This window comes from Streptomyces sp. NBC_00820 (assembly GCF_036347055.1).
Taxonomy (GTDB): Bacteria; Actinomycetota; Actinomycetes; order Streptomycetales; family Streptomycetaceae; genus Streptomyces.
The window spans coordinates 3,442,852-3,454,553 of sequence record NZ_CP108882.1 but is presented as its reverse complement, the minus strand read 5'-3'; the positions used below and the strand labels follow the sequence as shown (position 1 = coordinate 3,454,553).

General features: G+C 72.9%; 8 protein-coding genes. 2 read left to right on the top strand and 6 right to left on the bottom strand.

Annotated features, from left to right (window positions below; translation table 11 throughout):
* Nucleotides 1-419: 419 nt before the first annotated feature.
* The 3 genes from OIB37_RS15580 to OIB37_RS15570 all read right to left on the bottom strand — a co-directional run bounded on the left by OIB37_RS15580 (nucleotide 420) and on the right by OIB37_RS15570 (nucleotide 4,798).
* A complete protein-coding gene (locus OIB37_RS15580; protein WP_330458195.1) occupies nucleotides 420-2,258 on the bottom strand; it encodes an LCP family protein in 1,839 nt (612 codons plus the stop codon).
* A 231-nt stretch (nucleotides 2,259-2,489) separates the two neighbouring features.
* Nucleotides 2,490-3,692 (bottom strand): LCP family protein, encoded by a 1,203-nt coding sequence (locus tag OIB37_RS15575; protein WP_330458194.1) that lies wholly within the window; start codon nucleotides 3,690-3,692, stop codon nucleotides 2,490-2,492.
* A 350-nt stretch (nucleotides 3,693-4,042) separates the two neighbouring features.
* A complete protein-coding gene (locus OIB37_RS15570) occupies nucleotides 4,043-4,798 on the bottom strand; it encodes a TIGR03089 family protein (RefSeq protein ID WP_330458193.1) in 756 nt (251 codons plus the stop codon).
* Nucleotides 4,799-4,927: 129 nt separating this feature from the next.
* Between OIB37_RS15570 and OIB37_RS15565 the strand changes: the two genes are divergently transcribed.
* Nucleotides 4,928-6,409 carry a peptidoglycan recognition protein family protein gene (locus tag OIB37_RS15565; RefSeq protein ID WP_330458192.1) on the top strand — a complete coding sequence of 494 codons (1,482 nt, stop codon included), beginning with the start codon at nucleotides 4,928-4,930 and terminating at the stop codon, nucleotides 6,407-6,409.
* Nucleotides 6,410-6,580: 171 nt separating this feature from the next.
* The gene (locus OIB37_RS15560; RefSeq protein ID WP_330458191.1) at nucleotides 6,581-7,663 is read left to right on the top strand and encodes an NDP-sugar synthase; all 1,083 of its coding nucleotides are present in this window, start codon (nucleotides 6,581-6,583) and stop codon (nucleotides 7,661-7,663) included.
* Nucleotides 7,664-8,217: 554 nt separating this feature from the next.
* Here the strand turns inward: OIB37_RS15560 and OIB37_RS15555 are convergent.
* From OIB37_RS15555 to cofD, 3 genes are all read right to left on the bottom strand, one after another.
* Nucleotides 8,218-9,264 (bottom strand): DNA-3-methyladenine glycosylase family protein, encoded by a 1,047-nt coding sequence (locus OIB37_RS15555; protein WP_330458190.1) that lies wholly within the window; start codon nucleotides 9,262-9,264, stop codon nucleotides 8,218-8,220.
* A 71-nt stretch (nucleotides 9,265-9,335) separates the two neighbouring features.
* Nucleotides 9,336-10,730: a coenzyme F420-0:L-glutamate ligase gene (locus OIB37_RS15550; RefSeq protein ID WP_330458189.1), complete on the bottom strand. Its 1,395-nt coding sequence runs from the start codon at nucleotides 10,728-10,730 to the stop codon at nucleotides 9,336-9,338.
* Complete coding sequence (gene cofD, locus OIB37_RS15545) at nucleotides 10,727-11,695, bottom strand: 2-phospho-L-lactate transferase (protein WP_330458188.1); 969 nt, start codon at nucleotides 11,693-11,695, stop codon at nucleotides 10,727-10,729. The genes OIB37_RS15550 and cofD overlap by 4 nt, the downstream gene beginning before the upstream one ends.
* Nucleotides 11,696-11,702 lie beyond the last annotated feature (7 nt).

Here is an 11,702-nt window from a genome sequence, read left to right as displayed (position 1 = left end):
CGGCTCGCACGACCCCGGATGTCGTGCGAGTCATTATCCAGTCGGCGAGTAAGAGTCTCCTGTGAGGCGAACTCGGCGACGGGTAACAGGCTTGGCCGCAACGGATGTTCTGGCACGCGCTCAGGTGGGAGTCCGTGCCACCGCCGGTGTGGTTCGGTCCGCCGTGGCTGCCGAACCGGCTGCCGGGGGCGGGTGCCGCCGCGGGCCGGCGGAGCCCGCGGTGTTCGTGTTCAGGCTCCCTGTGAAGAGCGCGACCGCTGAGGCGGCCGTCGCGAACGGGGCGTCCAACGTGTGCCTTCTTGTCGTATCTGCCCTGTTTCTTCAATGAGTTGACGAACAATCAACTAACTTGCCTCCATCCCGACGCCTTGCGCAACGGGGCGGGGGCGTGATCTTGAGCACGGCGCGGCGGGTACCGCTCAGCTGGCGCACTGGACCTTGTCCGCCGTGGACTTGTCGACCGACGGCGGCTTCTTCGGGCCGGAGAAGGAGGCTCCCGCGCCCTTGAAGTCCTTGCCCAGGGTCAGCGTCATCGCGGGCAGCCCCTGGGAGTTGGTCACGCTCTCGCCCGCCTTGAGCGCGGATCCGGGAAGGCCCATGAGAGCGGCCAGCTCCCGCGCCTGGGGCGCCTGGTCGGGTGCGAACTCCAGCGTGGTCTTGGCCAGTTCCGCCGGCGCGTTGCCCGCGTTCTCCGACTTGAGCACGCCCTTCTCGTTCTGCAGCCACTGCAGGGTGTCCTGTGCGCTGCCACCCACGGCGCCGCCGTTGAAGATCCGCACCCGTACGTCGGAGGCCGCGGACCTGCTGCCCTTGAGCCGGGCGGCCTGGGCGTCCTTGACCGCCTTCTCCTTCTCCTTCACCTCGGTGAAGGAGACGTCGTTCTTGATGGCGTCGAAGACGTCCGGGGCGGCGTTCGGATTGACGATCACGGTCTTGTGGTGGATGCCGTCGGCCGGGTTGTCGAGCACGGGAACCGTCACGAAGGAGATGTTCTTCGGCGGCACCTTCTTCAGCTCCAGCGCGACGTCCTTGAGCGTGTTCACGGAGCCGATGCCCTTGTCGACGGTCAGCGCCTTGGTGGCCGCCTCCGCCAGTTTGACCAGCTTGGTCGGGCTGGTGAGGGTGTCGCCCGAGGACATCTTGCGCATCAGCGAGGCCATGAACTGCTGCTGCACCTTGATGCGGTCAAGGTCGCCCTCGTTGCCCCAGCTGTGCCGGGTGCGGACGAACGCCAGCGCCTGTTCGCCCTGGACCTTGGACGGGCCCGCGGGCAGGTTCAGGTGCGAGTCCTCGTCGTTCACGGCGTGCTTGAGGCACACGTCGACGCCGTCGACCGCCGTCGTCAGCGTCTTCACCGCGTTGAAGTCCACCATCATGAAGTGGTCGACCGAGGCTCCGGTGAGTTCGTCGACCGTCCGCATGGTGCAGCCCGGATCGCGCCCCAGCTGGCCGAGGCTGATGTTGAAGCGGACGTTGTCGGAGGCGGGGATCACCTTCTCGCTGCCGTCCTCCTGCCTCGTCGGGCAGTCCGGCACGTTCACGATCAGGTCGCGCGGAATGCTCAGCGCGGTCGCGTTCGTCCGGTCCTTGGAGACGTGCAGCAGGATGTTGGTGTCGGCGTGACCGATGCTGTTCGGGTCGCCGTACCCCTCGTTGCCCTTGCCGGTGCGCTTGTCGGTGCCGATGATCAGGATGTTGAAGGCCTCGGCCTTGCTGAAGCCGTTCTTGCCCGCGCTGCCGATGTCCGTCGTGGTGACGTTGCCCTCGAGGTGCCTGAGGTAGAGGTAGCCGGCCGTGCCGCCGGCGACCAGCACGAAGGCCGTGCCTCCGGCGGTCCACGCCAGCGCCTTCTTGGCGCCCGACTTCTTCTTCGCCGGCCGGCGGCCGCGTCGCCCCTGGGGCCCCTGCGACTGCTCGGGCTCGCCGCCGCCACCGCCACCACCGCGACGGCGGCGCGGCGCGGGCGACCCGGCGTCGCGGTTCTGCCGCGTCTCACGCGACCCGCGAACGCCGTGCGCATCGCGGACGTCGTGCGCATCGCGAACGTCGTGCGGCTCATGTGCGTCCCGCGCGGGTGACGCGTCACCACGGCCGCGCGGTGCGGTCCCGCCGCCACGATCGGGTCTGCGGGGGCCGGGTACCGAAGACTGCGGTGCGGAACTGCCCAGTCGCAGTTCGTATTCACCGGTGTTCGGATTGATCACCCACTGGTCGGCGGGGTCGATGTTGTCCGCCCGCCCACGGCTTTGCGCGTCCACGGTTGTCCGAATCCTCCGTCGGGGCCACGCGGCGCCTTCCCCCTCAAGGCGCTCGGGTCTCGCTGAAACGGTGCACGACGCAAGGACGGACCTCGCGGCCGGGTGCACCGGGTCGCTCACACTATCCGTCCAGTTCAGCGCGGAGTGACGCTCGTGACGAATTCCACCTGCCCGCAACCGGGCAATCCCTCTCATACTTCTGGACGCGAGTTCGCCGAGCTGGTGTGCCCGTCACTCGCACGTGCGCTCGGCGGCGGTGTTCCCCTCGAACGTCGGCCCGGGGGAGGCGCCGTTCTCCGGGGTCCCCGGCGGGGCTGTCGAGGCGTTCCCCGTCGGTGCATCCGGAACATCAGGGACATCCTTCGCCACCGCCACCGGCCGATCCGCCCGCAGCAGGGCGAACAGCTTCGCCGCCTCCGGCTCCACGAGCTGGTCGCGATTGGCGTTGTAGACGTACGACTCCCTCGGCACTGTCAGGAACTGCACATGTTCGGTGGGGATGTCGCGCAGCCCCCGGACCAACTGGTACAAGCCGCGCAGACTGGCCAGCTCCGGGTCCGTGGTGAGCGACGAGGTCGCCGCGTCCAGCACCGGATACAGCTTCGCCGGATTCAGCAGGACGTCGTTGCTCTGCATCTTGTCGACCAGCGCGCCGAGAAAGCGCTGCTGCCGCTCCATCCGCTCGGTGTCGCTGCCGTTTCCGAGCGACTTGCGTGCCCGCACGTACCCCAGCGCCTGCTCCCCGTCGAGCGTCACCCGGCCCGCGGACAGCTTCAGCCTGGCGGCCTCGTCGTCTATGGGCTCCTTCAGACACACCTGCACCCCGTCGACGGCGTCCACCATGTCCTTGAACCCACTGAAGTCGATCACCACGTGGTGGTCGACCCGGACGCCCGTCAGCTTCTCGACGGTCCGGATCGTGCACGCCGAGCCGCCGACCTGGAAGGCCTGGTTGAACATCGCGAAGACCGGCACGCTGCGGCCGCCGTCCGCCCGCAGGCAGCCGGGTATGTCCACCATCAGGTCCCGGGGCAGCGAGACGGCGGTGGCGCTGCGCCGGTCGGCCGCCAGGTGCAGCAGGATCGTCGTGTCGGACCGCTCGCTGCCGAGGTCCCGCCCGTACTGCGAGTTGCCGCTCCCGGCCCGGGTGTCGGAGCCGATCAGCAGGATGTTCTGCGCGTCCCGCACCAGCGCGGTGGGCCGCTCCCGCTCGTAACGGGCGAGTTCCCGGGCGGCCGCCTCGTCGGGGGTGATGTTGCCGCTGAGCTTGGCGTACACGGCCCAGCCGCTGCCGGCGCCCGCCACGATCAGCAGGGCCAGCCCGAGCGCGGCCCGCTCGGCCCACCGCCGCCGGTGCCGGCGCGCCAGGCCGTCCCCGGTCGCGGAGGACCCGAGACCGGGGCCGAGGGGTCTGCGGCCGCCTGTGTCGGTCACGTGCGGCCCCCCTCACGGTCGTACGAGCGTCAAGCCTCTGCTCCTACGACCATGCCGGGGAGGGAGAGCCGAGGCGCCCTGTACTACTCCAAGTGGGGGACGGCGGCCATGCTGCCACGGGGGTCGGGCGGCACCCCTCCGCGGCTCCGCCACAGGGTCCCGACCTGCGAAAACGTCCTCGCGGCTCCGGCTCCTCCGGCTGCCCCGACGGCTTCTCCGGCTCCCGCGACTCCCGGGGCTTCGGCGTCCGCCGCTCGGCGGTACCGCCGTACCGCCGTACCGCCGTACCGCCGTACCGCCGTACCGCCGTCCTGGCGTCCCGTCCGTCCTCAGCGGCACCCCGTCCGCCCTCAGCGGCGTACCGCGGTGACCCGCTCGTCCTCGATCCGCCTGGCGAGCGCCTCCTCGTCGAGCCGGTCCGAGTTCCGGCACAGCACCACGGACCCGCCGACCGCCAGCGGCGCGTAGAGCCCCGCGCCGAGCCCCTCCCAGGTGTCGTACGACAGCCCCGACAGCAGTCGGGACCCGGGTCCCGTCAGGTCCAGCGACGGCGCGTCGGTCAGGGCGCGCTCGACCACCTCGGCAGCGCTGAACTCCGCCCCGGCCACGATCAGCGCCGGCTCCTCCGGGTCGACCGGCGCGAACGGCGCGAAGCGGTCTCCCTGGCCCGGCACCTCCACGGCGTAGTCGGCGAAGCCCGGCGGGGTCTGCGGGAACCTCCCGCCCAGCGGGCGGAGCGCCAGGGCCACCCGCTCGCCGGTGCACGCCCGTGCGGCGTCCAGCGAGTCCGGCCCGCTGACGACCACGTCCGCCGCCTTCGGGTCCCCGCCGACGTCCGCCACCGCGCCCACCGACGCGCACGCCAGCAGCCACACCGCCGTCTGCCAGTGCGCGGGCAGCAGCAGCGCGACCCGGTCGCCGGGGCCGACCGACAGGTCGCCCTGGAGGAGGTTGGCGGTCTTGGCCACCCAATTGGCGAAGGTGGCCACGGACAGTTCGACGCGTTCCCCCGTGGAGTCGTCGTAGAAGGTCACCAGGGGGCGGCCGGGATCCGCGGCGAGCGCGGAACGCAGCAGGTCGGCAGGGGTGCGATCGGTGGCATTCACCCGCGCAAGGGTACGCCGGGGCGACGGCGCGCACCGTGCGGCCGGGCCACCGGTTCGGCGGATGGGCTTCCGACAGCCCGTCAGTTCCGGGATGGACAGATTTATATGACTCTGTCCAAGATCGGGGACATGCGTGTATTCCTCTCCTCCCCGACCGGTGCCTCCTCGATCGGTGTCGTGTGCGCGGCCGTACTCGCCCTCCCGGCGGCGGTACCGGCGTCCGCCGCGGCCGCGCGAACGGAACGGCCGGCTGCCGCGGGCCGGGGTGGTGCGGTCGCGGGCAGTACCCAGTCGCTGCCCCTCGCCCCCCGCTCCCGCGACCGTGCGCTCGGCGGGGCCCCGGAGCAGGGCCTGTACCGGGCGCACGTACGGAACTTCGCGCTGGTCGGCGTCGTATGGGACGACCCGGACATCGAGCTGCGCGGCCGGGTCCAGGTCCGTACCCGGTCCGTCGCCACCGGGCGCTGGTCCGCCTGGCAGGCCGTCGAGACCCGCGAGGAGGAGCACGGTGCCGACCCCGGTACGGCCGAGCGCGCCTCGGGCCGGGTGCGCGGAGCCACGGCTCCGCTGTGGGTGGGGAAGTCCGACGGCGTGGACGTACGGGTCACGGCGGGAGCCGCCGGCGCCGGTAAGACGGGTACGGCCGGCAAGGCCGGCGGTCGCGACACGGGGCCGTACTGGCCGCTGCCCGCCGGACTGCGCCTCGAACTCGTCGACCCCGGTGACGAGACACCGCCTTGGGGCCGGCCCGCCGACGTGCCCCGCACCGGCCCCGGGACGGACACCACGGACGCCACGGATGCCACGGACACGACGGACACGACGGGCGTCGCGGATGCCACGAACGCCCTGGACGTCACGAGCGCCACGGACGCCACCGTCGCCGCCTACGCGGCCAACACCGACCTCGCGCCCTTCGGCGCCACCGAGATCCCCGAGCTGGACCGGGGGGCCACCGAGCAGGAACTGATCCGCCTCACCGGCGAGGTGCCGAGCGGCAAGCCGTACATCGGGCCGCGCCCGCGGATCGTGACGCGGCGAGGCTGGGGCGCGGACGAGTCGCTGCGCGAACGCGGGTTCGTCTACACGAAGAAGGTCAAGGCGGCGTTCGTGCACCACACGGCGTCGGGCAACAAGTACACCTGCGCGCAGGCACCTTCCGTCATCCGCGGTATCTACCGCTACCACGTCAAGAGCATGGGCTGGCGGGACATCGGCTACAACTTCCTCGTCGACAAGTGCGGAACCATCTACGAGGGCCGCGCCGGGGGAGCCGCGAAGGCGGTGCTCGGCGCCCACACGCTCGGGTTCAACACCAACAGCATGGGCATCGCCGTGATCGGCGCCTACGGCTCGACGAAGCCCTCCGGCGCCGCCGTGACGGCCATCGCCCGGCTCACCGCCTGGAAACTCGGACTCTCCGGGGCCGATCCGCGCGCGAAGACATATCTGACGTCGGGCGGTGGCAACCTCTACCCAAAGGGGAAGAGCGTACGACTGAACGTGATCTCCGGCCATCGGGACGGGTACGCCACCGACTGCCCCGGCAAGCGGCTCTACACCAGGCTCGGCACCGCCCGTTCCAGCGCGGCCAAGTACCAGGGGCGTTGAGGAGCGGCGGTACCGAGGGCAGGGGCCGCGGAGCGGCCGAGGGACCGGGGCCGCCGGGCGACCGGGACTGCGGCACCGCGTGGCCATCGAGGGCACCGTCGCACGGTCTGCATAGACTGGCCGGCCGGAATGAGTAGTTCGGCCGGTCCCGGCAGGAAGCAGAGACGACAGGTGACAGAAGCGATCCTCCTGGTCGGTGGCAAGGGAACCCGGCTGCGGCCGCTCACGGTGCACACGCCCAAGCCCATGGTCCGTGCGGCGGGCGTGCCGTTCCTCACCCACCAGCTGGCGCGAGCGCGCGCCGCGGGCGTGGAGCACATCGTCCTCGCCACGAGCTATCTCGCCGAGGTCTTCGAACCGCACTTCGGCGACGGCGCCTCGCTGGGCCTGCACATCGAGTACGTCACCGAGGAGGAGCCCCTCGGCACGGGCGGCGCGATCCGCAACGTGGCCTCACGCCTGCACTCCGGCCCCGACGACCCGGTCCTGATCTTCAACGGCGACATCCTGACCGGCCTGGACATCAGGGCCCTGGTCGCCACCCACGAGTCGACGGGCGCGGACGTCTCCCTGCACCTGACGCAGGTGACGGACCCGAGGGCGTACGGCCTCGTCCCCACCGACGGGACCGGCCGCGTCCTGGCCTTCCTGGAGAAGCCGCAGACGCCGGAGGAGATCGTCACCGACCAGATCAACGCGGGGGCGTACGTCTTCCGCCGCTCGGTCATCGACACGATCCCGGCGGGCCGGCCGGTCTCCGTGGAACGCGAGACGTTCCCGGACCTGCTGGCGGCCGGTGCCCACCTTCAGGGCATGGTCGACTCCACGTACTGGCTGGACCTCGGCACCCCCGCGGCCTTCGTCCGCGGCTCGGCCGACCTGGTCCTCGGCCGGGCCCCGTCCCCGGCGGTCCCCGGCCGCTGCGGCGACCGCCTGATCCTGCCGACGGCCACGGTGGCGCCGGACGCGAAGCTGGCGGGCGGGACCGTGGTGGGCGAGGGGGCCACCGTCGCCGAGGGCGCCCGGATCTACGGCTCCACCATCCTCCCCGGCGCCGTCATCGAACCCGGCGCCGTCATCACCGACTCCCTCATCGGCACCCGGGCCCGCGTAGGCAGCCGCTCCGTCCTCACCGGCACGGTGATCGGCGACGGCGCGGTCATCGGCGCCGACAACGAGCTGTGCGAGGGCGCGCGGGTATGGTGCGACGCGCGTATCCCGGCGGGGGCGGTGCGGTTCTCGTCCGACCGCTGAGTGAGTAAGGCCAGCCAGGAGGCACCCGCGCCCCCAGGGGGCGCGGGCAACTACGCGACCAGCCCCAACGCTCCCGCAGACGACCACCGCCCGGACCCCCTCAGGGGCGCGGGGAACTGCGCGACCGACCACGCCGCTCTCGCAGACGACCACCGCCCGGACCCCCTCAGGGGCGCGGGGAACTGCGCGACCGACCACGCCGCTCCCGCAGACGACCAGCGCCCGTACCCCTCAGGGGCGCGGGGAACTGCGCGACCGACCACGCCGCTCTCGCAGACGACCACCGCCCGGACCCCCTCAGGGGCGCGGGGAACTGCGCGACCAGCCACGCCGCTCTCGCAGACGACCACCGCCCGGACCCCCTCAGGGGCGCGGGGAACTGCGCGACCGACCACGCCGCTCTCGCAGACGACCACCGCCCGGACCCCCTCAGGGGCGCGGGGAACTGCGCGACCAGCCACGACGCTCCCGCAGACGACCAGCGTCCGTACCCGACCGGACCCGGCCGGGGCCAGGGGGCACGCGTTCCGCCCTGTCAGCCGCAGACGCGGGCCTCAGAGCAGCCCGATGTCCACGCGAGGCATCTTCGGCGCCCGCCGAGCCGGCGCGTTCCCGCTCAGCAGGATCAGCCGCGCCGCACGGTGCCGCTGCCCCGCATACGGTTCCAGCAGCCGCAGCATCTCCGCGTCGTCGGCGTGACGGTCGCCCGCCAGCACCCATCCCACGATCCCCGGCAGATGCAGATCCCCGACGGTGACCGCGTCCGCAGCCCCGTGGCTGCGCTGCACCACCTCCGCCGACGTCCACGGCCCGATCCCCGGCACGACCTCCAGCCGCGCCCGAGCCTCGTCCGGAGACATCTCCACCGCCTGCTCGAGCCGCGCGGCAACCCGCACGGCGCGCAGAATCGTCGACGCCCGCTTGTCGTCGACCCCGGCCCGGTGCCACTCCCAGGAGGGGATCAGCGCCCAGGTCCGTGCCGAGGGCATCACCCACATCGGCCGCTCGCCCGCCCCCGCGGGGCCCGGCGCCGGCTCCCCGAACCGCCGTACCAGCCGTCGCCACGCCCGGTACGCCTCGTCGGTCGTGACCTTCTGCTCCAGCACCGAAGGGATCAACGACTCCAGCACCAGCCCGGTCCGCGTCAGGCGCAGCCCCGGCCGCCGGTGCCGGGCCAGTGCCACCACCCGGTGCCGGGGCACGAACGCGTCCGGGTCGTCGGCCCCGCCCAGCAGCTGCGGCAACCGCTCCAGCAGCCACTCGGCCCCGGGCCCCCACGCCTCGCCGGCCACCTCACCGTCGTACCGCCGCACCCGCAGGGTCCCGGGCCCGGCGGGCGTTTGGGCGGTCCGCCACACGGAGCCGTCCGGAGTCGCCCGGAACGTCGGATCGCCGGGCCCGCGGCGCAGCGGCCCGAGCACCAGCCCGACGTCCAGCGGCCCGTCCGGCACCCACCTGCGCACCCGCGCCGGTCCCGCCGCCTGCCGGGGCAGCCCGGAGTGCGGGGCGTGTCCGGCGGACGCGGCGGGGGCGGTGGGTACGGCGACCTCCCCGCCGCGCACGGTCGTGCGCGTGGGCCGCGGAGCGAAACGTCCTGCCACGAGTGAGGTCCCAGGGGTGCTGGTGGGCTGTCCTACGAGACTAGGCGAGACCGCGCGGTTCCCAGGGACATTCACCGCACCTCGACGAACGCCCCCGCGTCCCGCGCCGCCCGCGCGCTCGGCTCCTGAGCCGGATGCCCGACCGCCACCGCGCCCATCGGATCCCAGCCGGCGGGCAGCCCCAGCACCTCGCGCACCACGTCCCGGCAGAACATCGTCGACGACACCCAGGCCGACCCCAGCCGCTCACCGGCCAGCGCGACCAGGAAGTTCTGCACGCCCGCGCCCATCGCGACGACGAACATCTCCCGTTCCGCGCCGTCCCGCCGCGCGTCGCCGTAGGTGTGCGAGCCGTCCATGACGAGGCACGGCACGACCAGATACGGCGCGTTGCGCAGGACGTCCCCGCGGCGCACCCGCTTGGCGATCGACTCCTCGCTCTTGCCGTCCCGGCGCAGGTCGGCGATCCAGGCGTCGCGCATCGCGTCGAGCAGCCCGGTCCGGGACTTTGCCGACTCCAGCAGCACGAACCGCCACGGCGTGGTGTGGTGCGGCGCGGGCGCCGTCACGGCGGCGGCCACCGCGCGGCGCACCGCGCCGGGGTCGACGGGTTCGCCGGTGAAGGCCCGTACCGTGCGCCGCTGCGTCACCGCCTCCCGGACGGCCTCGGAGGTGCCGAGCCGGAACATGTCGTCCCGCGCGGAGCGCACCAGCGCCCGCGCCCCCTCGTCTCCTGCGTGCCCCTCGGTCCCGTCGTTCTCCTCGGGGGACCCGCCGGTCACCGCGTGGGACAGCCCGCGCACCACGGCCACCGGCCGTCCCGCCGCCTTGCCCTTGACCAGGTCACCCGCGGCGGCCAGTTCGTCCGCGGTGGCGACGACGGTGGCGCTGAGCGGGTTGCCGTACGCGTCCGTGCCACCGCGCAGATCGTCCAGCACGCGCACTCCGGCGGCGCCGATCGCCACGTCCGTGAGCCCCGCGCGCCAGGGCCGCCCGAACGTGTCCGTGACGACGACCCCCACGGTGACGCCGAGGGCGTCCCGCAGCCCGTCGCGGATCGCGCGCGCGGACGCGTCCGGATCCTCGGGCAGCAACAGGACCGTGCCGGCGGGGGTGTTGGAGGCGTCCACGCCGGCGGCGGCCATGACCAGGCCCTGCCGGTTCTCGACGATGCGCAGGGGGCCGCGCCGGGCCACGACCCGGACCGTCTCGGCGTCGATCGCCGCCTCCCGGTCGGTGGCCTCGACGATCCGGCCCTCGGCCTTGGACACGATCTTGGAGGTGACGAGCAGCACGTCCCCGTCGGCCAGCGCGGGCTCGGCGGTGGCGATCAGCTTGGCCAGGTCGTCGCCCTGCCGCACCTCGGGGATCCCGGGCAGCGCCCACACCCGGTACGCGGCGTCCGCAGCGTGCGAGGCGTCCGCGGCGCGCTCGGCGTCCTCGTCAGGGAATGCCTGCTCGCTCAAGCCCCCCGCACCTCCTCGGCCAGCGCCAGCGCCTCTCGCGCCATCCGCGCGGTCGCGTCCACGTCGGTCATCATCAGCGGTACGGCCCTGCAGCGGATGCCGGCCTCCTCGACGCGCCCGACCACGTCCGCGTCGACGGTGTCGACCAGCCAGCCGTCCAGCAGACCGGAGCCGTAGTGCGCGGCCACCGCCGCGGCCGTGGACTCCACGCCGACCGCGGCCAGCACCTTGTCGGCCATCCCGCGCACGGGCGCGTCCCCGACGATGGGGGACAGGCCCACCACCGGCACGCCGGCGTCGGCGATGGCCTCCCGGATGCCGGGCACGGCGAGGATCGTGCCGATGGACACGACCGGGTTGGACGGCGGGAAGAGGATGACGTCGGCCTCGGCGATGGCCTCCAGGACACCTGGCGCGGGCTTGGACTGCTCGGCGCCCACCGGCACGATCGCCTCCGCCGGGACCGCAGCGCGCAGCCGCACCCAGTACTCCTGGAAGTGCACGACCCGACGCTCGCCGTCGCCGTCGGCCGGTGCGACGGCCACATGGGTCTCCACGCGGTCGTCGGTCATCGGGATCAGCCGCACGCCCGGCTTCCAGCGGTCGCACAGCGCCTCGGTGACCGCGCTGAGCGGGTAGCCGGCGTCGAGCATCTGCGTCCGCACGATGTGCGTGGCGAAGTCCCGGTCGCCCAGCCCGAACCACTCCGGGCCGGCGCCGTAGGCCGCCAGCTCCTCCTTGACGCGGAAGGTCTCGTCCTCCCGTCCCCAGCCCTGCTCCTCGTTGATGCCGCCGCCGAGCGTGTACATCACCGTGTCGAGGTCCGGACAGACCTTCAGCCCGAAGAGATGGATGTCGTCGCCGGTGTTGCCGATGACCGTGATGTCCGCGTCCGGCGCGGCCCGCTTCAGACCACGAAGGAAACGGGCACCGCCGATGCCGCCTGCCAGAACCACAATGCGCATGGGACAA

Excerpts from the sequence above, each read along its gene's own strand:
- OIB37_RS15565 (WP_330458192.1), top strand. The coding sequence starts at position 4,928 with ATGCGTGTATTCCTCTCCTCCCCGACCGGTGCCTCCTCGATCGGTGTC.
- cofD (WP_330458188.1), bottom strand. The coding sequence starts at position 11,695 with ATGCGCATTGTGGTTCTGGCAGGCGGCATCGGCGGTGCCCGTTTCCTT.